Origin of the sequence: Breoghania sp. L-A4 (genome assembly GCF_003432385.1) — a bacterium.
GTDB lineage: Bacteria > Pseudomonadota > Alphaproteobacteria > Rhizobiales > Stappiaceae > Breoghania.
Genome location: NZ_CP031841.1, coordinates 1,760,150 through 1,780,939, shown reverse-complemented (window position 1 = coordinate 1,780,939; position 20,790 = coordinate 1,760,150). Strand labels below are relative to the sequence as shown.

17 protein-coding genes and 2 pseudogenes are annotated in these 20,790 nt (G+C 63.6%); 10 read left to right on the top strand and 9 right to left on the bottom strand.

Features of this window, described 5'->3' with window-relative positions:
- Positions 1 to 269: 269 nt before the first annotated feature.
- A pseudogene (locus D1F64_RS24365) lies at positions 270 to 704 on the bottom strand (class I SAM-dependent methyltransferase); the annotation flags it as partial.
- A gap of 481 nt (positions 705 to 1,185) precedes the next feature.
- Between D1F64_RS24365 and D1F64_RS08245 the strand changes: the two are divergent.
- Positions 1,186 to 2,142, top strand: a complete 957-nt coding sequence (locus D1F64_RS08245) for an IS481 family transposase (protein ID WP_117411175.1) — start codon at positions 1,186 to 1,188, stop codon at positions 2,140 to 2,142.
- A 396-nt stretch (positions 2,143 to 2,538) separates the two neighbouring features.
- Here D1F64_RS08245 and D1F64_RS08240 read toward each other — a convergent pair whose 3' ends face one another.
- The 3 genes from D1F64_RS08240 to D1F64_RS08230 are packed head-to-tail and all read right to left on the bottom strand — an operon-like array spanning position 2,539 to position 5,419.
- The gene (locus D1F64_RS08240) at positions 2,539 to 3,816 is read right to left on the bottom strand and encodes a TRAP transporter large permease (protein ID WP_117412052.1); all 1,278 of its coding nucleotides are present in this window, start codon (positions 3,814 to 3,816) and stop codon (positions 2,539 to 2,541) included.
- Complete coding sequence (locus D1F64_RS08235) at positions 3,801 to 4,424, bottom strand: TRAP transporter small permease (protein WP_117412051.1); 624 nt, start codon at positions 4,422 to 4,424, stop codon at positions 3,801 to 3,803. The genes D1F64_RS08240 and D1F64_RS08235 overlap by 16 nt, the downstream gene beginning before the upstream one ends.
- 23 nt (positions 4,425 to 4,447) lie before the next feature.
- Positions 4,448 to 5,419, bottom strand: a complete 972-nt coding sequence (locus D1F64_RS08230) for a sialic acid TRAP transporter substrate-binding protein SiaP (RefSeq protein ID WP_117412050.1) — start codon at positions 5,417 to 5,419, stop codon at positions 4,448 to 4,450.
- Between the two features lie 441 nt (positions 5,420 to 5,860).
- On the opposite strand from D1F64_RS08230, the gene D1F64_RS08225 reads away from it, so the two are divergent.
- From D1F64_RS08225 to D1F64_RS08195, 7 genes are all read left to right on the top strand, one after another.
- A complete protein-coding gene (locus D1F64_RS08225) occupies positions 5,861 to 6,412 on the top strand; it encodes a GntR family transcriptional regulator (RefSeq protein ID WP_162901418.1) in 552 nt (183 codons plus the stop codon).
- 136 nt (positions 6,413 to 6,548) lie between these two features.
- Entirely contained in the window at positions 6,549 to 8,126 is a 1,578-nt protein-coding gene (locus D1F64_RS08220) for a peptide chain release factor 3 (protein ID WP_117412048.1), read from the top strand.
- Between the two features lie 138 nt (positions 8,127 to 8,264).
- Positions 8,265 to 8,522 carry a BrnT family toxin gene (locus D1F64_RS08215; RefSeq protein ID WP_248304659.1) on the top strand — a complete coding sequence of 86 codons (258 nt, stop codon included), beginning with the start codon at positions 8,265 to 8,267 and terminating at the stop codon, positions 8,520 to 8,522.
- Positions 8,488 to 8,748: a BrnA antitoxin family protein gene (locus tag D1F64_RS08210; protein ID WP_117412046.1), complete on the top strand. Its 261-nt coding sequence runs from the start codon at positions 8,488 to 8,490 to the stop codon at positions 8,746 to 8,748. The genes D1F64_RS08215 and D1F64_RS08210 overlap by 35 nt, the downstream gene beginning before the upstream one ends.
- A 199-nt stretch (positions 8,749 to 8,947) precedes the next feature.
- The gene (locus D1F64_RS08205; protein WP_117412045.1) at positions 8,948 to 11,104 is read left to right on the top strand and encodes a malate synthase G; all 2,157 of its coding nucleotides are present in this window, start codon (positions 8,948 to 8,950) and stop codon (positions 11,102 to 11,104) included.
- A 261-nt stretch (positions 11,105 to 11,365) separates the two neighbouring features.
- Positions 11,366 to 11,875, top strand: coding sequence for an MASE1 domain-containing protein (locus D1F64_RS08200; protein ID WP_117412044.1), 510 nt, complete (start codon positions 11,366 to 11,368; stop codon positions 11,873 to 11,875).
- Positions 11,815 to 13,794, top strand: coding sequence for an ATP-binding protein (locus D1F64_RS08195; protein ID WP_162901417.1), 1,980 nt, complete (start codon positions 11,815 to 11,817; stop codon positions 13,792 to 13,794). Before D1F64_RS08200 ends, D1F64_RS08195 begins: the two co-directional genes overlap by 61 nt.
- Before the next feature lie 19 nt (positions 13,795 to 13,813).
- On the opposite strand, the gene D1F64_RS08190 is transcribed toward D1F64_RS08195, so the two are convergent.
- The 4 genes and pseudogenes from D1F64_RS08190 to D1F64_RS08175 all read right to left on the bottom strand — a co-directional run bounded on the left by D1F64_RS08190 (position 13,814) and on the right by D1F64_RS08175 (position 17,518).
- On the bottom strand, positions 13,814 to 14,191 hold the full coding sequence (locus D1F64_RS08190; protein ID WP_117412042.1) for a cupin domain-containing protein: 378 nt from the start codon (positions 14,189 to 14,191) through the stop codon (positions 13,814 to 13,816).
- Between the two features lie 96 nt (positions 14,192 to 14,287).
- Positions 14,288 to 15,253, bottom strand: a complete 966-nt coding sequence (locus D1F64_RS08185) for a ChaN family lipoprotein (protein WP_117412041.1) — start codon at positions 15,251 to 15,253, stop codon at positions 14,288 to 14,290.
- Between the two features lie 54 nt (positions 15,254 to 15,307).
- Positions 15,308 to 16,143, bottom strand: a pseudogene (locus D1F64_RS08180) (SMP-30/gluconolactonase/LRE family protein).
- 187 nt (positions 16,144 to 16,330) lie between these two features.
- A complete protein-coding gene (locus D1F64_RS08175; protein WP_117412039.1) occupies positions 16,331 to 17,518 on the bottom strand; it encodes an acetyl-CoA C-acyltransferase family protein in 1,188 nt (395 codons plus the stop codon).
- Positions 17,519 to 17,700: 182 nt separating this feature from the next.
- Between D1F64_RS08175 and D1F64_RS08170 the strand changes: the two genes are divergently transcribed.
- A complete protein-coding gene (locus tag D1F64_RS08170; RefSeq protein WP_117412038.1) occupies positions 17,701 to 18,114 on the top strand; it encodes a hypothetical protein in 414 nt (137 codons plus the stop codon).
- Between the two features lie 90 nt (positions 18,115 to 18,204).
- Here D1F64_RS08170 and D1F64_RS08165 read toward each other — a convergent pair whose 3' ends face one another.
- Positions 18,205 to 19,704, bottom strand: a complete 1,500-nt coding sequence (locus D1F64_RS08165; RefSeq protein WP_117412037.1) for a CoA-acylating methylmalonate-semialdehyde dehydrogenase — start codon at positions 19,702 to 19,704, stop codon at positions 18,205 to 18,207.
- 177 nt (positions 19,705 to 19,881) lie between these two features.
- On the opposite strand from D1F64_RS08165, the gene D1F64_RS08160 reads away from it, so the two are divergent.
- A complete protein-coding gene (locus D1F64_RS08160) occupies positions 19,882 to 20,763 on the top strand; it encodes a LysR family transcriptional regulator (RefSeq protein WP_117412036.1) in 882 nt (293 codons plus the stop codon).
- Positions 20,764 to 20,790: the final 27 nt, after the last annotated feature.

Genomic DNA, 20,790 nt, shown 5'->3' with positions numbered 1-20,790 from the left:
ATCTCGGGGACCGAGTAAGCCCGGTCCTGAGGGTGCAACAAGATGTCGACGAGGCCGGCGTCGTCCTTCCAGTCGTCTGATTGCGCGATGAACGGGAGAACGGCGTGGTGCCGCGGCAAATGCTGGCACATTTCTCTCATCAGCCCGACGTCGGCTTCACTTTGGTCGATCCCGGCGGCGCGAAAGGCCTGCTGCAGCATGTAGACGCCTGCACGCAGGGTGGAGCCGTAGAGCATGAGATGCATCACGCCGTCGGGTTCCAGCACCTCCGCCAGCGCCTTTCCCCCGGCGACGGGGTCGGGAAGATGATGCAGGACCCCCGTGGAGACGATGAAGTCAAACTTCCGGTTCAATGTCCCGACATCAAACAGGCTGAGCTCGACCACGTCGAGGTTCGTCAACTGATGACGATCCTTGAGGTCGCGGGTGTAACGCAAACTGCTCTCGCTGAGATCAATCGCGGTAACATGGCAGTCCCGGTTCAGATAGGCATGGGAAGCGCCCTGAGACGTTCCACACCCCGCGACGAGGACGTTCAGCGGCCTCTTTTCGCGGTCGGGCCAGAACAGATTGAAGTCGCGGCCCGGATCCGCCAACTGGAAGTTGCCCGACTTGCGCCATTTGTCGAGATCCTTCACCGGTTTTGGGTATACCCATTTCCGGTATTGCTCCCGCACTTTGGGATTGTCCCTGTCTTTTCGCATCAGCAATCCAGATCCTGCTCTTGACCACTCCAGCAGCACGCGCGCAAGCAAGCGGCGCTCCCGTCAGCGGTACTCGTTCGGCCGCACGGCATTCACGCCAACAGGCGAACCGCCCGAGAGAATGACGTCAGGTTGTCCCGTCTAGAGCGTTTCCTTGTTAAATGGAATCAATTCTGTTGGTCCAAACCGGTTCGATCCGCGAGGAAACGGGCGAACGGCGTAGCCGATGCTACGGCGGACGGCCGGTTTCGACCAACCCTTTGGGCGGGATGAATTTTCCCGATTATCGGCGAGGCCCGTCTCGGCCATATCCGCGATATGCCCTTCGCCAATCCTCTTGATCCTCGACAAAATTCATCTCCGCAGAATGGGTCCATTTGACAAGGAAACGCTCTAGATGTGAGCTTTCAACAGGTTGTCCATTCGGACCTGACCGAGGAGACTGGAGTTACCACGCTTCAGCACGCATCGGAGGGTCCGAATGAACATCCACAAGAATGCCCGCCTGACACCGTTGCGTCGAGGGGAGATGGCCCAAGCGGTCATTGAAGGTCGTCTTTCCCGGGCCCAGGCGGCGCGGGTCTATGGCGTGTCGGCCAAGATCGTTGCCCGGTGGGCCGAACGCTACAGGGCGGAAGGCCCGGCCGGCATGGTCGACCGCTCCTCTCGGCCAGGCCGGATGCCCAGCGCAACCGATCCGCTCCTCTGTGAACGCATCATCGCCCTGCGCCGTCAGCGCTGGACAGGTAAGCACATCGCTCGGGAGGTCGGCGTGTCACCGGCCACCGTCAGCCGGGCGCTGCGGCGGGCAGGCCTCTCCCGGCTCAAGGACCTCGATCCGGCCGAACCGGTGCGCCGCTATGAACGCCAGCATCCGGGCGAGTTGATCCACATCGACATCAAGAAACTCGGTCGGTTCGACCGCGTCGGCCACCGCATCACCGGCGATCGCACCGGCCAGTCCAACAGCCGCGGTGTCGGCTGGGAGTTTGTCCATGTCTGCATCGACGATGCCTCGCGCATCGCCTTCAGCCAGATCTTGCCCGACGAGAAGAAACACAGTGCGGTCGCTTTCCTGCGCGCCGCGCTCGCCTATTACGAGAGCCTGGGCGTTACCGTCACCCGCGTCATGACCGACAATGGCGCCTGCTACAAATCGAAAGCCTTCGCAAAAGCCTGCCGCGATCTCGGCCTCAAGCACATCCGCACCCGACCCTACACGCCCAAGACAAACGGCAAGGCCGAACGCTTCATACAGACCGCGTTGCGGGAATGGGCCTATGCCATCGCCTACCCAACGTCACGCCATCGCGCAGCCGAACTGCCGATCTGGCTACACCGCTACAATTGGCACCGGCCACATGGCAGCCTAAAATCCAAAACACCGATCAGTCGACTCGATCTAACCGAGGACAACCTCTTGAGGCTCCACATCTAGACGTTGAACTTGGGGTGCCGGCACGGCGGATAATCCAATTCCCGGGCACGTTTGACCACCAGTGCCGGTCGGTCAACGCTGGGTTTGAGCAATACCGTATAGCACGACGATTGACATAAAGCGCTGCCCCGGACCCCGGCTGGGGAGCACCAGACAGAGCGCCTTGACCCCCGCCTGCATTGACGCGGCGCGCGCGTGATCCCATGACCGATCCCGTTTCCCGCAGGCGCACCTTCGCCATCATCCCGCATCCGGAGGCCGGCAAGACGACGCTGACGGAAAGGCTGCTGCTGTTCGGCGGCGCGATCCAGCTCGCCGGCGAAGACAACCGGTCTTGCACTGGGACCAAGATTTCCGTCCGCGTTTGTCCGCCGTGCCGGCGTCCGGAAAACCCGCTCAACGGTAGAGCGCGGTCGGCAGCCACATGGAAAACTCGGGCACGAAGGTCAGCAGCAGCAGTACGGCAATCAGCGGTACGAGGAACGGCGCCGTTGCGACAACGCAACGCTCGAAGGGCACGTCGGCTACTTTCGACAGCACGTAGAGCACCATGCCGACCGGTGGCGTCAGCAAGCCGATCATCAGGTTGAGGATCATGATGATCCCGAAATGGACCGGGTCGACACCGATGCTGATGGCGACCGGCAGCAACACCGGCGTCAGAATAGTGATGGCGGCAATCGTTTCCATGAAGCAGCCGATGACCAGCACTATCAGCGTGATGATCAGCAAGATCGCGACTGGATCGTCGGTGACCGTCAGCAGGTTGCGAGCGAAGAGCTGTGCCACCTGATTGGCCGTCAGGATCCAGGCGAAGATCGCCGAGGCGGCGACAATCAGCATGATCGAGGCAGTGGTCTCGATGGTCTCCATCGAGACACGGAGCACGCGCCGCCAGTTCAGCGTGCGATACACGATGACCCCGAGGAACAGGGAATAGGCCACCGCCGCGATCGCGGCCTCGGTGGGGGTGAACATTCCCGACAGGATGCCACCGACAATGATGACCGGCGTGAACAGGGGCAGGATCGCATCGCCGAAGGTGCGCAGGAACACCGGAATGCGGAACCGGTCGTCGCGCGGATAATCGCGCCGCCAGGCGTAGAACGCGACCATTGCCATCAGCGCCATGGCCATCACCAGCCCTGGGATCAGGCCGGCGGCGAACAACTGGCCGATGGAGGTGTCGGCGATCACCCCATAGACGACCAGGGGCAGCGACGGCGGGATGATCGGGCCGATGGTCGACGACGCCGCGGTAATCCCGACGGAGAAGTCCGTGTCGTAGCCCGCGTCGCGCATGGCCTTGATTTCGATATTGCCGAGCCCTCCCGCATCCGCTGTCGCGGCCCCCGACATGCCGGCAAAGATGACCGAAGCGCCGACGTTCACATGGCCGAGACCGCCGTGCATCCAGCCGACGGCGGCGCGCGCGCAGGCAAAGATCTTGTTGGTGATGCCGGCCGTGTTCATCAAGTGCCCGGCCATGATGAAGAACGGCACGGCGATCAGCGGAAAGGAATTGATGCCGTTGACCATGTTGTGAAGCACCACAAGGTTCGGCATGCCTGTGGTGGAAATGAAGAACAGCGACGCGACGCCAAGCGCCACAGCCACGGGCGCCCCCGCAACCAGCAGCACGAACAGCAACACAAACATCAAGGCGAGCGACATGCCGGTTGGTCCCCAGGATCAGTCGGAAAGGTCAGACAAGGCGTGCGCCTTGAGGTCGCGCACCACGTCCGCGGGCTTTGCCGGAGTTTTCGCACCAGCCAGACAAGCGAATAGAGCGCCATCACGGCCAATCCGGCGACGACGCCCCAGTAGACGAGGCTCTTCGGGATGTCGGCTGACGCCATCTTGGTTCTCGTCTTGAGCGCAAGCTGCACCCCGACAAAGGCCATGTAGCCATAGAAGGCCATGGTGAGGCCTTCCATCGCGACGGACAGCCATTTGCCCGCGCGCGGCGGAATGAAGCGGTAGAAGAACTCGAGGAAGATGTGGGTGCCCTTGCGGCTCACGGTGACCGCGCCAAGGAACGTCACGAGGATCAGCACGTAGCGGGCGATCTCTTCCGTCCACGCCAGGCTGTCGTTCAGAACGTAGCGGGTGAAGAACTGCAGGAAAACGATCGCGGCCAGTCCCCAGAGCGCGATGAGCCCTGGCATGTCGACGAGTTTGATGTCGAGCGGCCGCTGTTCGTCATCCGCAACGAAAACGGAGCGCGCGGGATCCGTCGCGCGCTCCGGTTGCGCTGCATCGTCTTCGGACGAAGTGCTCATGTGTCGTCTCGGCCTTGCGGTCTTCAGAGTGCCTGAAGCCGCTCAAACTGCTCTTTGGTATAGGGTACCTTGTCCCAGTCCGTGAGCTTGGGCAACACCGCGTCCTGGAACGGCTTGCGGTCGACTTCGTTGACCTGCACGTCCTGGTCGCGGAACCAGCCGATCAGATCGGTCTCGGCCTGGTGGATGGCGTCCGACACATTGGCCGAAGCCTCCTTGAGCACACCCTCCACGACCGGAGCGTCGTCGCCGAGCTTATCCATGGCGCTGTCGGATGCGATAATGAGCAGCGAGTTCAAAAGGTGCCCCGTCAGGTTGATGTTGGACTGCACCTCATAGAACTTCTTGAACTTGATGGTCGGCAGTGGGTTTTCCTGAGCGTCCACCACCTTCTGCTGAAGCGCCAGATAGACCTCCGAGAACGCCATCGGAGTGGGGTTGGCGCCCACCGCATTGGGGAACATCAGCATGACCGGCGAGTTCGGCACCCGAATCTTAAGCCCCTTCATGTCCTCCGGCTTCAGGATCGGGAAATTCGAGGTCACATGCCGCTGGCCGTAGTAGACGAGCGCCATCACGGAGTGGCCCGTGGCGTCCCTGTAGCCGGCCGACAGGTCCTTGAAGAGATCACTTTCGCGATAGCTCTTCCAGTGATCCCAGCCGCGCATGATGAACGGATAATCCGAAATGGCGATGGGTCCGTAGTAGCGCTCCACGAAACTGGGGCCCGTGTAGATGATGTCCACCGAGCCGATGCCAAGTCCTTCGTTGATCTCCACTTCCTTGCCGAGCGAGGAGGCCGGATAGACATTGATGGTCACCCGGCCATCCGTCTTCTCCTTGACCTGCTCCGCGGCCCAGAGCGCCCATTTGTGATAGTCGGACCCCTCTTCGTAAACGTGGGCCCACTTGAGTTCCGCAGCAAAAACGCCACCAGCCGACGCCATGGCGAAAGCGGCGGCCAGCGCGGCCGCCTTGAACAGTCTTCCGATCATCTCGTCCTCCCTTGCGCCCGCCCGCGCGACGCGATCCGGTCGCTTCTTGTTATCAAAATAACTAGTATACTAGATGTATTTGATATACTAGCGTTGGGGAAACATCAAGAGTGATCCGGACACACGCCTGAGAATCGTGCTTGCAATCAGCACAGGACTGAACAGGGCACGCGCCCATGGCGGCGCGGCTGGACGACACAATGACGGCCAAATCCCCGCGCGCTGCCGCGCTTCCCGAGAAGACACGCAAGCCCCGTGCGCGCAATGCACCGCCGGGGTGAATGATCATGCGCGGATTCCTCGAGCCGCCAAGAATTCGGAGGTGGTCTATCACGATCTGAAAAACGCGATCATCGCCATGACCCTCCCCCGGGCGCGCCGATCGTCGAGAAGGCGCTGACCGAGAAATATGGCATCTCCCGCACACCGGTCCGCGAGGCGGTGCTGCGCCTCGCCGAGGAACGGCTGATCGACGTGGTCCCCAAGTCCGGCACGTTCGTCGCCCGGATTCCGCTATCGATCCTGCGGGAAGCCCTGGTCGCCCGGCGCGCGCTCGAGGAAGTCACGGTTCGTGCCGCCACCCGCCGCGCCAGCGAAAGCCAGATCATGCAGATGCGGGCCCTGATCCAGCGTCAGCAGGAAATGGCGGATGCAGGTAACGAGGAAGCCTTCCACCGGGCCGACGAGGACTTTCACGCCGCCATTGCCGCAGCCGGCCATTTCCCCGGCTTCTGGGACATGATCCAGCAGATCCGGGTGCAGGCCGAACGCTACCGCCGCCTCACCCTGCCCCAGGCCGGCCGCATGCAGCTCGTGGTCGGCGAGCACGGCGCGGTGCTGGACGCCATCGCCGCGGGCGATGCGGACACGGCGGTCGCGAACATGAACGAACATCTGAACAAGCTAAGGCTCGACTTCTCGATTTTCCGGGATCTCTGGCCGAACTATTTCATCAACGATCTTGCCGCGGACGACACCATCACCGACGTCTGAACCGGCTCCCCACGGCAGACCGTTGGCCGCGCATCGGCAGCAATCCCATTTGACAAAGCCATCGCTTCGGGCGAGACACGGCACGTTCCGAGCGCGGCGACAGGCTCGCGTTCCCGACCGGCTCCGAAAAGACATCATGACCGATCCCGTTTCCCGCAGGCGCACCTTCGCCATCATCTCGCATCCGGACGCCGGCAAGACAACGCTGACGGAAAAGCTGCTGCTGTTCGGCGGCGCGATCCAGCTCGCCGGCGAGGTCAAGGCCAAGCGCAACCGCCGCCAGACCCGTTCGGACTGGATGGGCATCGAGGCGGAACGCGGCATCTCGGTGATGACCTCGGTGATGACATTCGAATACGCCGATTGCGTCTTCAACCTGCTCGATACGCCGGGCCACGAGGACTTCTCCGAAGACACATACCGCACGCTGTCCGCCGTCGACAGCGCCATCATGGTGATCGACGCGGCCAAGGGTATCGAGGCGCGGACGCTGAAGTTGTTCGAGGTCTGCCGCCTGCGCGACATCCCGATCATCACCTTCATCAACAAGATGGACCGCGAGAGCCGCGATCCGTTCGAGCTTCTCGACGAGATCGAGCAGACGCTGGCGCTGGATCTGGCGCCCGTCACCTGGCCCGTCGGCCGCGGCCGCTGCTTCGCCGGCACATATGATCTGCGCCGCGACACGGTGCGCCAGCTCGACGAACAGGTGGAGGGCGCGAAAGTCTCCGGCCCCACCGACGCGACCGTCGCGGCCATGCTGCCGGACGGCGATCGCGAACAGATGCTGGAAGAGCTGGAACTGGCGCAGGTCGGCTGCAAGCCGTTCGACCTCGCAGCCTTCCGCGAGGGCCATCTGTCGCCGGTGCTGTTCGGTTCCGCCTTGCGCAACTACGGCGTGCGCGACCTGATCAACCTGCTGGCCGAAATCGCGCCGACACCGCGCGGCCAGCCAACCAACGCGCGCTTCATCGATCCGCGTGAGCCGAAGATGACCGGCTTCGTGTTCAAGATCCAGGCGAACATGGACCCCAACCACCGCGACCGCATCGCCTTCATGCGCGTCGTCTCGGGAAAGCTCACACGCGGCATGAAGGCCAAGCTGGTGCGCACGGGCAAGACCATCGGCATCCACACGCCGATGTTCTTCTTCGCCCAGGACCGCAGCCTCGCGGAAGAGGCCTACGCCGGCGACGTGGTGGGCATTCCCAACCACGGCACGCTGAGGATCGGCGACACGCTGACGGAAGGTGAAGGCGTCGTGTTCCGCGGCGTACCGAGTTTCGCGCCGGAAATCCTGCGCCGCGTCTCGCTCAAGGACGCGATGAAGGCGAAGAAGATGAAGGAAGCGCTGCAGCAACTCGCCGAGGAAGGCGTCGTCCAGGTGTTCAGCCCCTATGACGGCTCGCCGGCCATGGTCGGCGTCGTCGGCGCGCTGCAGCTCGACGTGCTGGTGGAGCGCATGCAGGCGGAATACGGCCTGCCGATCGGCCTCGACATGGCCCGCTTCGAAGCCTGCCGCTGGGTGACGGCGGAAGACCCCGCGGAGCTGGACAAGTTCATCGAGAAGAACCGCGGCGCCATGGCCGCCGATCTCGACGGCGCGCCCGTCTTCATGGCGACCTCCGCCTTCATGCTGCAGTACGAGAAGGATCGCAATCCCAAGATCACCTTCTCCGACGTGAAGGACTATCAGAAGGAACTGGTGGCCTAATACATCGGCATCCATGACCCTTCCTGCCGGTTCCAAAGATTTCTGATGACGAGCCGGCACGCTCCGCGCCCTTGATTATAACGACATTTGTAGTTACACTCGACCATGCCATTCGAGTGGGACGAGACGAAAAACCGTTTGAATATTGCCAAGCATGGCGTGGGTTTCGGCACCGCATGCCGAATATTCGAGGGCGTCGTCCTGACGGCTGAAGACCGGCGTTTCGACTATGGAGAGAGACGCTTCATTTCCATTGGCATTATCGACGGAATTGCGATCCTAACAGTTGCCCATACGGACAGGGCTGACCGGATCCGACTGATTTCCGCACGCCCTGCCAGCCGCAAGGAACGGAAACACTATGAAGAAGCGTTACAACGCAGAACTGAGCCTTGAGGAACTGGCCGCGCTGCCGGACGAGCAGATCGACCACAGCGACATTCCGGAACTCGATGATGCCTTCTTCGAGGCCGCGAAGCTGACGCGTCCCGCGACAAAAAGACAGGTCACGATCCGCTTCGACGCGGATGTGCTCGACTGGTTCAAGGCGCAAGGCAAGGGCTACCAGAGCCGCATGAACGCGATCTTGCGCGCCTATATGCAAAGCAAGCAGCAGCGCTGAGCGAGACAAACGTCACCGCGCGCCCTCTCCCACTTTCGTCCCATGCCGTTTGGAAAGACAGCTTTTCCACTTCCCCAATTAAAGCCGCACCGGCAAGCTGCTATCTGACTGCTCACAGGATCGGGATCTCCCGTCCGCAGACACACGTCCGCATGCGCGCCAGGCGCGCCCGGGCCTGCCGAACGTCAGGAACCAGAACATGACAGCCAACCGCGTCGACATCAGCGGCATCAAGGTCGCCCGGGAGCTTTACGACTTCATCGAGACGGAAGCGCTGCCGGGGACAGGCGTCGCGCCTGGGGATTTCTGGGATGGCCTCGGCGCGCTGGTCAACGACCTTGGCCCGAAGAACAAGGCGCTGATCGACAAGCGCGAGGCGATCCAGGCCAAAATCGACGCCTGGCACGCAGGCGGCAAGCCGCAGGACATGGCCGCCTACAAGGCGTTCCTCGGCGACATCGGCTATCTGGTGCCCGAGGGCGGAGAGTTTTCCGTCGACAGCGACAGGATCGATCCGGAAATCTCGATCATCGCGGGTCCGCAGCTCGTCGTGCCGGTGATGAACGCCCGCTACGCGCTCAACGCGGCGAACGCGCGCTGGGGCTCGCTCTACGACGCGCTCTACGGCACCGACGCGCTGGGCGACCTGCCCAAGCCGGGCGGCTACGATCCCGAACGCGGCGCCCGCGTCATCGCCTGGGCCAAGAGTTTTCTCGACGGCGCAGCACCCCTGGCCGGCGGCAGCCATGCCGACGTGACGGCCTACAGCGTGCGCGACGGCGGGCTTTTCGTCGCAATGGCGGACGGCACGGAGACCGGGCTTTCCGATCCGACGCAGTTCGCCGGTTACCGGGGCGAGGCGTCCAATCCGTCTGCCGTGCTGATCGTCAACAACGAACTGCACGCCGAGATTACGATCGACCGCGACAGCACCATCGGCGCGTCGGACAAGGCGGGCGTCGCGGACGTCATTCTCGAGAGCGCCATCTCGACGATCATGGACTGCGAGGATTCGGTCGCGGCCGTCGACGCCGAGGACAAGGTCGTCGCCTACCGCAACTGGCTCGGCCTGATGAAGGGCGATTTGACCGAAGAGGTGACCAAGGGCGGCAAGACCTTCACCCGCAAACTCAACGGCGACCGTGTGTACACGGCACCCGACGGATCCGCCCTGTCGCTGCACGGCCGCTCCTTGATGCTGGTGCGCAACGTCGGCCACCTGATGACCAATCCGGCCGTGCTCGATCGGAACGGCGACGAGGCCTTCGAGGGCCTGCTGGATGCCGCCTTCACCTCGCTGATCGCCATTCACGACCTGAAGAACGACGGCCCTGGCAACTCGCGCGCGGGCTCCGTCTACATCGTCAAGCCGAAGCTGCACGGCCCGGAGGAAACCGCCTTCACCGACGAAATTTTCGGCCGCGTCGAGGGCTTCCTGGGGCTTGCGCCGAACACGCTGAAGATCGGCATCATGGACGAGGAACGCCGCACCACGGTCAACCTCAAGGAATGCATCCGGGCGGCGAAATCCCGCGTGGCCTTCATCAACACCGGCTTCCTCGACCGCACCGGCGACGAGATCCACACTTCGATGGAAGCCGGCCCCATGGTGCGCAAGGCGGACATGAAGAGCCAGCCGTGGATCATCGCCTATGAGGACTGGAACGTCGACATCGGGCTCGAGTGCGGCTTGCGCGGGCATGCGCAGATCGGCAAGGGCATGTGGGCCATGCCTGACCTGATGCACGCCATGCTGGAACAGAAGATCGGCCATCCGCAGGCGGGCGCCAATTGCGCCTGGGTGCCCTCGCCCACCGCCGCCACCCTGCACGCGACGCACTATCACACCGTCAACGTGCAAAGGCGCCAGGACGAGCTGGAAAGCCGCGGCCGCGCCTCGCTCGACGATATCCTGACGATCCCGGTGGCCCAGGGCGCCAACTGGTCGGACGACGAGGTGCGCGCCGAGATCGAAAACAATGCGCAAGGAATCCTCGGCTATGTCGTGCGCTGGGTCGACCAGGGAGTCGGCTGCTCCAAGGTGCCCGACATCAACGACGTCGGCCTGATGGAAGACCGCGCCACCTGCCGCATCTCCTCGCAGCATATCGCCAACTGGCTGCACCATGGCGTGGTGTCCGGGGATCAGGTGATGGAGACCATGAAGCGCATGGCCGAGGTGGTCGACCGCCAGAACGCGGGCGATCCCGCCTACACGCCCATGGCGCCGGCCTTCGACGGTCCGGCCTTCAAGGCCGCTTGCGATCTGGTTTTCAAGGGCCGCGAGCAGCCGTCGGGCTACACCGAACCGGTGCTTCACGCCCGCCGCCTGGAACTGAAGGCGATGCAGGGCTAAGACAATCGCAGCCGGCCGGACCCGTATCATTCGGGCCGGCCGGCTGCGGAGGGCGCGCACCTCGATGCGACCGCAACGCTTAACAAGTCATTCGCGCAACTTTTCGGAAACACTGGTGAAAAATGGACTGCAGCGGCAGAATCATTTGCCTCTGAACGGCCCACGCGACTAGATTCAGCCAAACATATTGTCAAAATTGCGCTGATTCGAATTGACTTTGGGCCGTTTCCTTGGGAGTGCGGCGCGGAACGGGCACGGACCATGGGCATCACGCTCACTATTATTCGGTATTGCAGCCTCTACACTTTGTGCGCAGCGGGGGCTTTTCTGTTTTTCCCGACATCACAGAACATTCCGATCGTCTGGCCCGCAACGGGCGTGTTCCTGGCCGCGCTGCTGGCGACGCCGCGACGGCACTGGTGGATACTCGTGCCCGCCATCGTCGCCTGCGATGTTGTCGTCCTGACGCTGATCGGCCGGATCCCGGCCCTTGCAGTCGCCATTTTTCCGTTGATTTCTTCGGGTCAGGCCATCGTTGCCGCGCTGCTGATACAGCGCTTCCACAGGCTGGATCTGCGCTTCGAACGCCTTCACGACGTCATGGCGCTGCTGCTGTGGGGCGGCATTCTGCCCGCAGCGGTCTTCGGCGTTCCCGCGTCGATGGTTGCCAGCAATTCCTTCAACGCCCTGCCTTATGACGGCTGGATCTGGTGGCTGATCGGCAACTGCTTGCAAGTCATGACGGTGACCCGGCCGTGCTGCTGCTGCTGACCGACGACAGCGTGTCACGCATCCGGCAGGCAAATCGCGTCTTCTGGGTCGAGGTGACGGCTCTGCTCGTCGCCCTCACCACGACAACCATTCTGATATTTTCCTACGGCGCCTCACCCGGGACGGCGCTCCCCTCCTACAGCTTTCTGCCCTTCGCGCTGTTGATCTGGAGCGCCTTGCGGCTGGGACCGCGCACGACGGCGCTGGCCTGCCTGACATTTTCTCTCGTGGCGCTCTGGTTCGACACAAGCTTCGTCGCGGCGGGTACCGGAGACGGTCTCGCCGATGTCGGCGCGCTTGGGGTGTTCCTGCTGATCGCCACGGTCAGCGCCCTGTCGTCGGCCGCCGTCATCGCCGAGAGCCGCAGCGACACCGAGCGGCTCGCCGAAAGCGAGCGGAAGCTCCGCGAGGTGATGAAGCTCGCGCCGATCGGCATCTATGTCGCGGACAAGGAGAAATACTCCTTCACCAACCCCGCCGGCGCCAAGATCGTCGGCCTCTCCAGCCCCGAGGAGATCGTCGGCAAGAGCGTGATGTCCTTCTACCCGCCGGAAGGCCAGGCGGCGGCACAGCAGCGTATCGACAGTCTGGTGGATGAAGGCAGCGGCTCCCGGCCGAGGATGGTCAACACGGTCGTCGACGCCGACGGCAACCGCCGCGTTGTCGAGGCGATGGCGACCGCGATCCGATGGGAAGGAAGATCGTCCTTCCTGGTCATGGTCAACGACATCAGCGGGCGCAAGCAGGCCGAGGACGCCATGATGCGCGCGCAGAAGATGGAGGCCGTCGGCCAGCTGTCCGGCGGCATCGCGCATGACTTCAACAATATTCTCGGCATCATCATCGGCAACCTGGAACTGGTTCAGGACATGGCCGCCGACCGGCCGGAAATTTCGGAGCGGATCGAACTGGCCCTCAAGTCCGTCAACCGCGGCGCAAGCATTACCCACAAATTGCTGAGCTTCTCGCGCCAGAAGACGCAGGCCACCAAGCTGACGTCGCTGAACGCCATCATCGACAACATGCAGGAGCTGATCTCCCGATCGCTGACGGCGGCGATTACGGTCGAGAACCGGCTTGCCGACAACCTGTGGATGGTCGACGTGGACCCGGGAGAGTTCCAGGACGCTCTCATCAATCTGGCGCTCAACGCCAGGGACGCCATGCCCGAGGGCGGGTCGCTGGTCATTGCCGCGGAGAACACCAAACTGGATGCCGAATACGTAAAGCTGAACCCGCTGGCCCGTGAAGGCGAGTTCGTGATGATTTCCGTCGCAGACACCGGCGTCGGCATGGAGCCGGATGTCGTCGACAAGATTTTCGAGCCGTTCTTTTCCACAAAGGGTGAAGGCAAGGGGTCCGGTCTGGGCCTGAGCATGGTCTATGGTTTCGTCCAGCGCTCGGGCGGCCACATCAAGGTCGAGACGCATCCCGGAAAAGGCGCCACCTTCCGCATCTACCTGCCCCGCGCACGCCGGACAGTCGCCGAGGCCAGCCCCAAGGCACAAACGCCCGTCGCCATGCTCCGGGGCACCGAAACGATCCTGATCGTCGACGACGAGGCGGATTTCACCGACATCGCCGCGCACAACCTCGGCTTCCTTGGCTACACCGTGCTGAGCGCCAGCAACGGCAGCGAGGCGCTCGAAATCCTGAGAACCAATCCGTACATCGACCTGCTTTTCAGCGATGTCGTCATGCCCGGCGGACAGGACGGCTATCAGCTCGCGGTCGAGGCGCACAAGATGTTCCCGGAACTCAAGATCCTGCTGACCAGCGGCTACACGCAGCGGCGCGAACACTCGACCAGCGGCGATGAGACGTTTATCGCCAAGCTGGCCAGCGAATTGCTGAGCAAACCCTACAACCGCAGGCAACTGGCCGGGGCCATCCGGCGGGCGCTTGACGCCGGCGGCTGATACCGCCGGCGGCGCCATCTCACGGAAGGTGCGCGGTTTGCTCCGCAACGGATCGGGTGATGTCGGTCTCGACGTCTCCCGTGTGCTTCGTCGTGGCGGGTTCCACGAAAAGCAGCCAGGTTTCCTCGGGCGCGAAGGGATGATGCGCGACGCCTTTCGGCGTCACGTGGAAATCGCCTTGCTTCAGCGTCACGTCCTCGCGGCCGGGATAGCGCAAGACGAATGTGCCTTTGACGACAAAGAAGAACTCATCCTCCTCGTCGTGGCTATGCAGCACGAAATCGCCCTTCACCTTGGCCAGCTTGACGAACTGGCCGTTGGCCATGGCGATGACACGCGGCGACCAATAGTCGGTGATCTTGGCGAACTCGGCGTCCAGATTTCCGATTTCAAGCATGGCGTTCCCCGCAAGAGTGTCGCACGCCCTCCCACAGCTCACCGACGGAAGGATCGTCAGGGAACGGCTATTTGGCGGGCTTGCTGAAACGTTCCTTCAAGTCCGCGCAATGATCGCTGACGTTTCCCTTGGGCGTAAACCAAAGATAATCGAACGGCGCGATACCATCAACGAACCCCGCACCGTCTTGCCCCGGCAGGTAGGCGCGCGGATCGACCTCGTCCGGTTCCACTTCCGTGAATCCGATGCTGATGATCGTCGCCTCCGGATCGCGGGCACGCAGATACCACGGCACGGCATAGTCCGCGCGCGCATGACCGCCGCCGGCAATAAGCACGGCGCCGGCCTTTCCCCCGACGACAGCATGGCGCGTGCCAGCGCGGCATCGCGCGCCCTCTGCACCTTGAAGATGGCGCTGACCGCGGCGTCGGGCAGCATGCCGCAGTGAGAGATCCGCAACGTGTTCTCCAGATCGGCGGCAGCGCCTTCGCTCAACGGCTGATCAAGGGCCAATTCCGCGCGCTCCTCCGGCGGCACGGCATCAAACCCCTGCGTGCCGATGCGCTTGCGCTGCGATGGATCCAGATCGCCGGCAACAAGCGTCAGACCGGCATCGAGCGCGGCTCGCGCCACCGGTTCATAGAACGGCCACGCGGGCCAGCCGCTGGCGCTCCAGCCGAGCGCCTCGCCGAGCCCCGCCGCATCGTTGGGATGCGCCGCCAGATGGTCCGCGAGCGCTTGCGCCTTGTCTACGGACACCATCTCGAAGACCACAGCGGGATCGCGCCCGGCCGCGGCGAGTGCCGCGATCACACGCGCCTGCAACAGATGGTGATCGGCGTTGTCGTGGGTTTCGCCCAGCAGCACATAGCGGGCGGCTGCCGCGTCACGGACAAGCGCGTCCTCGCTGACGAAGGCCTCGAGCGCCGCGGAATAGATCCGTCCGACAAGCGGATGCGCGGTGAAATGCTGCGACCGCCATGCGCCAGGGTCTTCCGCTTTCGCCGCTGCGGCGTGCAAAAAGCAAGCCGTCAGGGCAAGGATCGCCAAGCGCAATTTCATGGAGATCGCTCCCTCCTGGTGAATGCCGGTTCCGCACGCACGGGTGAAAACCCGTCAGCGCAGCCGGTGTTCCGCCTGTCCAGGCACGTCGACGTCAATCGCCAGCACCGCGCCCGCGTAGGGTTGCTTCTCCAGCGCCTCTTCATCGAGGTCCTCGCTTGCCGAGGTGATGTAGAGGGTCTTCAGATCCGGCCCGCCGAAGGCCGGGCACGTGGGCTGGCCAACGGGAAGCTCAATGGTCCGGTCGATGCTGCCGTCGGGCGCGTAGCGCACCACGCGCCACGCCCCCACTGGGCGTTCCAGAGATAGCCTTCGCTGTCGACCACGCTGCCGTCGGGCACCGAGTCGCTGTCGTCCAGCGAGGCGAACACCCGCTGGCGCAAAATATCCCCGGTCTCCGGGTTCAGATCGAGCGCCAGGATGTTGCGGCTGGGACTGTCGGCGAAATAGGCCCGGGCGCGGTCGGGCGAGAACGCGATCGAGTTGGGGATGCTGATGTCCTGCTTGAGAACCTCCAGCCGGGCGCCGTCGAGCCGGTAGAGCGCGCCGGCCGCCGCCTCAAGCTTGCGTCCCATGGTGCCGATCCAGAAGCGGCCCCAGGGATCGACCCGGCCATCGTTGGACCGGGTTGCGGGATTGTCGTCCTCCAGCACCATATGCGGATGCAGGCTGCCGCTTTCCATGTCCAGCACATAGAAGCCATCATCGCCGGCAAGCAGCAGGTTGCCCGCGTCGATCCAGCCCGCGGCCGATCCCATGAACGGCAGGTCCATTACGGCGACGTCGCCCTCGCCCGCCATCCGGTAGAGTTTCGAGCGCAGGATATCGAACCAGAACAGGCACTGCGCCTCGGGATGCCACAGGGGTCCTTCGCCGAGAATGTTTCCCACGTTGGCCGCGATCCGCACGCCGCTGTCCGTTTTGACCACAGCGCCACAGTCGACCGCCCGCCATTGCGACACCTGACCCAGTTTCTGCACGCCTCGCTCCCGATTGGTTCTGCCCGCTTGCCCGACCAATGATACGGGCAAGCGGGCGTGTGGTCAGTAAAATTACGACGACGAATCGCCGGAAGGGCTACGCGAGGTTCTCGATCGCGATCGCGATGCCCTGGCCGCCGCCGATGCACATGGTGATCAGACCAAAGCGGCCGCCGATGCGCTTGAGCTCGTACATCGCCTTGATGGTGACGATGCAGCCCGTGGCACCGACCGGATGGCCGAGCGCGATGGCGCCACCGTTGGGATTGAGTTTTTCGGCCGGCAGGCCGAGATCCTTCGCCACCGCGCAGGCCTGGGCGGCAAAGGCCTCATTGGATTCGATCGTGTCAAAATCCGCGACCGACAATCCGGTCTTTTCCAGCAGCTTGCGCACGGCCGGAATCGGGCCCACGCCCATCACGCTGGGCTCCACGCCCGCATGCGCGTAGCCGACGATCCGCGCCATGGGCTTGCGGCCCTCGCGCTCGGCCCGCTCGCGGTCCATCAGGATCACCGCCGCGGCGCCATCGTTGATTCCGGAGGCATTGCCTGCGGTCACCGAACCATCCTTCTGGAACACGGCGCGCAGGGACGCCAGCGTCTCGGCCGTGGTGTCGCCACGCACATGCTCGTCGGTGTCGAAGGAAACCGTGTCGCGCCGGACCTTGACCTCGACCGGAACGATCTGCTCCCTGAAACGGCCGTCCTTGATGGCGGATGCCGCGCGCTTTTGGCTTTCCAGCGCCAACGCGTCCTGATCCGCGCGGGAGATGTTCCAGTCGCGGGCCACGTTTTCCGCCGTAACCCCCATGTGGCCGGTGCCGAAGGGGCAATTCAGCGCGCCCAGCATCATGTCGGCCATCGTCGCGTCGCCCATCTTCTGGCCGAAACGCGCATCCAGCGAGGCATAGGGCGCGCGGCTCATGCTTTCCGCGCCGCCCGCGACCGCCACCTCGACGTCGCCCAGCAGGATCGTCTGCGCGGCTGAGACGATGGCTTGCGCGCCGGAGCCGCACAGCCGGTTGACCGTCAGCGCCGGAACCTCCACCGGAATGCCCGCCTCGACGGCGGCGATGCGCGAGAGATACATGTCGCGCGGCTCGGTGTGGATGACGTTTCCGAAGACCACATGCCCGACAGCATCCGGCGCCACGTCCGCGCGGCCCATCGCCTCGCGCGTCACCAGCGCCGCCAGAGCCGAGGGCGGAACGTCCTTCAGCGCCCCGCCGAAGGTGCCGATGGCGGTGCGGGCGCCGGCGAGAATGACGACTTCACGATTGGACATGCTTTCCTCCCACGGAGACGCGCAACGCGTCCGTCCTGTTTGAAGCATCCTATTGGGGTCCGCGGCAGCACGTAAATGCCCCAGACGGATTTGGGACGGAACTGCACAGATTGCTATTCCAGACGGGAGGCCTCAGTATTAATTGCGATATTTATTCCATTGATTCCAACTTCGGAGGTAATATGCGGCCCATTTTCCCCGCACTTGTGATTTTCCCCGCACTTGTGATTTCCGCACTGTTTGCGAGCATCGGCTCCGCTTCCGCCGGCACGGCGATGCCGCCGTGCAACGTCCAATACAAAGGCATCGAAAAGGTCGCGGGATATGACGTCCGCGTCTACAGCGGCGTGTACAAACCTGGCAAGGGATGCCGTCAAATCATCGAGCTGTCATCGCGCGATTTTCCCGCGACCATGCTGAAGGCCGAGCTTTTGAACAAGCCTCTGAAAGGGAAAGTCAGGACCCAAAAAAGCTATTTCGAATATACTCCGAAAAAGGGATATTCCGGAAAAGACGATTTCGTCCTCTCATACTATGTTAAGAACAAATTCGGGACCGGGTATCAATTCACGCATATCAAGCTGAGACCCAGATAAAACAAGCCCTATCGCTTACTTGTTTATTGGAGCAGCACACAAGCATCGCGGGCGCGCCGCGATGCTTTTCCGGTTTATCCGCCAACACCCTCACATCGTCGGGATGACGAATTCCGCGCCGTCCTTGACGCCGGAGGGCCAGCGGGCCGTGACGGTCTTGGTGCGGGTGTAGAACTTGAAGGCGTCCGGGCCGTGTTGGTTGAGGTCGCCGAAGCCGGAGCGCTTCCAGCCGCCGAACGTGTGATAGGCCAGCGGCACGGGGATCGGCACGTTGATGCCGACCATACCGATGTTGATGCGCGAGGCGAAATCGCGCGCGGCGTCGCCGTCGCGGGTGAAGATCGCGGTGCCGTTGCCGTATTCATGGCTCATCGGCAGGTCGAGCGCCTCCTCATAGGTCTTGGCGCGCGCCACGCACAGGACGGGACCAAAAATCTCGGTCTTGTAGATGTCCATGTCCTTGGTGACGTTGTCGAACAGGCAGCCGCCCATGAAATTGCCGTTCTCATAGCCCTGCATGGTGAAGCCGCGGCCGTCGACCACCAGCTTGGCGCCTTCCTTGACGCCATTGTCCACCAGACCCTTGACGCGCGCGAGCGCCTCCTTGGTCACCAGCGGGCCGAAGTCGACGTCGTCGCCGGCCGTGTACGGCCCGATCTTCAGGCTTTCGACGCGCGGGGCCAGCTTCTCGATCAGCCGGTCGGCCGTGGCGTCACCCACGGGCACCGCGACGGAAATCGCCATGCAGCGCTCGCCGGCCGCGCCGTAGCCCGCGCCGATGAGCGCATCCACCGCCTGGTCCATGTCGGCGTCCGGCATGATGATCATGTGGTTCTTGGCGCCGCCGAAGCACTGCACCCGCTTGCCGTTGGCGCAGCCGCGCGAATAGACGTATTCGGCGATCGCCGTGGAGCCGACGAAGCCGACCGCCTGGATGTCGGGATCGTCGAGAATGCCGTCGACCGCGTCCTTGTCGCCGTTGACCACATTGAGGATGCCCGGAGGCGCGCCGGCTTCCAGCATCAGCTCGGCCAGCATCATCGGCACGGAGGGATCGCGCTCCGACGGCTTGAGGATGAAGGCGTTGCCCGCGACGATCGCCGGGCAGAACTTCCACATCGGGATCATGGCCGGGAAGTTGAACGGCGTGATGCCGGCGACGACGCCCAGCGCCTGGCGCATGGAATACATGTCGATGCCGGGGCCGGCGCCCTCGGAAAACTCGCCCTTGAGCAGATGCGGCGCGCCGATGCAGAACTCGGCCACTTCCAGGCCGCGGATCACGTCGCCCTTGGCGTCGGGAATAGTCTTGCCGTGCTCGCGCGACAGGGCTTCCGCCAGCTTGTCCATGTCCCGGTGCAGCAGCGAGACGAATTTCATCATCACGCGGGCGCGCTTTTGCGGGTTCTGCGCGGCCCATGCGGGCTGGGCGGCCTTGGCGTTCTCGACGGCTGCGCGCAGCTCGGCCTTGGTGGCCAGCGCCAGTTTGGCCTGAACCTCGCCTGTGGCCGGATTGTAGACGTCGGCGAAGCGCCCCGACGTGCCCGCAACATGCTTGCCGCCGATGAAGTGACCGATTTCCTGGGTCATGGAGACCTCCCTGAATTGTTTCGCCAAGCGGCTTAGAGCCGCGTCGTGTTTCGCCTCCGGCACGCGGCCGGATTCTCTGTGGCTGGCATTTTGTGCTTTAATTTTTGAAACACAATACTCGACTTAGCGCATCCGATGTGCGCATTTTGACCCTCACGTTCAATCTGAAAGCATGCCATGAACTGGGACGACGCACGGATTTTTCTTGCCATCGCGCGCTCCGGACAGATCCTGGCGGCGGCCAAACGGCTGGGGTTGAACCACGCCACGGTGGGCCGGCGGCTGACCGCGCTGGAGGAGGCGCTGCAGACCAAGCTGTTCGAGCGGCGCACCAACGGCTGCGTGCTGACGGCGGCGGGCGAGCGGTTCCTGCCGGCGGCCGAGCGCATCGAAGCGGAAATGCTGGCCGCGCGCGCGGCGATCGGCGGCACGGACGTGGAGGTTTCAGGCACCGTGCGCATCGGCGCGCCGGACGGCTTCGGTGTTGCCTTCCTGGCGCCTCGCCTGGGTGAGCTCACCGCGCACTATCCCGATCTCACGGTGCAACTGGTGCCGGTGCCGCGCTCCTTCTCGCTGTCGCGGCGCGAGGCGGACATCGCGGTCACCGTCAGCCGTCCCGAGCACGGCCGGCTGGTGGCGCGCAAGCTGGTGGACTATTCCCTCGGCCTCTATGCCGCGCGCGGCTATGTCGAGGCGCACGGCGCGCCGCGGTCCACAGCCGAGCTGGGCGCGCATCAACTTGTCGGCTATGTGGATGACTTGGTGTTCGCGCCTTCGCTGAACTACGCCGCCGAGATCGACCGGAACTGGTCGGCGCGTTTCGAGATCGCCTCGGCGCTGGGCCAGACGGAGGCCGTGCGCGGCGGCGCGGGCATCGGCATCTTGCACGGCTTCATCGCGCGGCGCGATCCGGATCTTGTCCAGGTGCTGCCGGACATCACCATCCGCCGCGCCTACTGGATCACCTATCACGAGAGCCTGCGCGACGTGCGAAGGGTCCGCGCGGCGGCGGACTTCATTTGTGAAGCCGTCGCCGCGCGCAGGTCTATTTTCGAGTAGCCGCGCCGGCCATCCCCCTTGAGGGGG

What these genes read in the sequence shown, in the direction of transcription:
- D1F64_RS08245 (WP_117411175.1), top strand. Translation starts at nt 1,186, where the DNA reads ATGAACATCCACAAGAATGCCCGCCTGACACCGTTGCGTCGAGGGGAG.
- D1F64_RS08240 (WP_117412052.1), bottom strand. Translation starts at nt 3,816, where the DNA reads ATGTCGCTCGCCTTGATGTTTGTGTTGCTGTTCGTGCTGCTGGTTGCG.
- D1F64_RS08235 (WP_117412051.1), bottom strand. Translation starts at nt 4,424, where the DNA reads ATGAGCACTTCGTCCGAAGACGATGCAGCGCAACCGGAGCGCGCGACG.
- D1F64_RS08230 (WP_117412050.1), bottom strand. Translation starts at nt 5,419, where the DNA reads ATGATCGGAAGACTGTTCAAGGCGGCCGCGCTGGCCGCCGCTTTCGCC.
- D1F64_RS08220 (WP_117412048.1), top strand. Translation starts at nt 6,549, where the DNA reads ATGACCGATCCCGTTTCCCGCAGGCGCACCTTCGCCATCATCTCGCAT.
- D1F64_RS08210 (WP_117412046.1), top strand. Translation starts at nt 8,488, where the DNA reads ATGAAGAAGCGTTACAACGCAGAACTGAGCCTTGAGGAACTGGCCGCG.
- D1F64_RS08205 (WP_117412045.1), top strand. Translation starts at nt 8,948, where the DNA reads ATGACAGCCAACCGCGTCGACATCAGCGGCATCAAGGTCGCCCGGGAG.
- D1F64_RS08200 (WP_117412044.1), top strand. Translation starts at nt 11,366, where the DNA reads ATGGGCATCACGCTCACTATTATTCGGTATTGCAGCCTCTACACTTTG.
- D1F64_RS08190 (WP_117412042.1), bottom strand. Translation starts at nt 14,191, where the DNA reads ATGCTTGAAATCGGAAATCTGGACGCCGAGTTCGCCAAGATCACCGAC.
- D1F64_RS08185 (WP_117412041.1), bottom strand. Translation starts at nt 15,253, where the DNA reads ATGAAATTGCGCTTGGCGATCCTTGCCCTGACGGCTTGCTTTTTGCAC.
- D1F64_RS08175 (WP_117412039.1), bottom strand. Translation starts at nt 17,518, where the DNA reads ATGTCCAATCGTGAAGTCGTCATTCTCGCCGGCGCCCGCACCGCCATC.
- D1F64_RS08170 (WP_117412038.1), top strand. Translation starts at nt 17,701, where the DNA reads ATGCGGCCCATTTTCCCCGCACTTGTGATTTTCCCCGCACTTGTGATT.
- D1F64_RS08165 (WP_117412037.1), bottom strand. Translation starts at nt 19,704, where the DNA reads ATGACCCAGGAAATCGGTCACTTCATCGGCGGCAAGCATGTTGCGGGC.
- D1F64_RS08160 (WP_117412036.1), top strand. Translation starts at nt 19,882, where the DNA reads ATGAACTGGGACGACGCACGGATTTTTCTTGCCATCGCGCGCTCCGGA.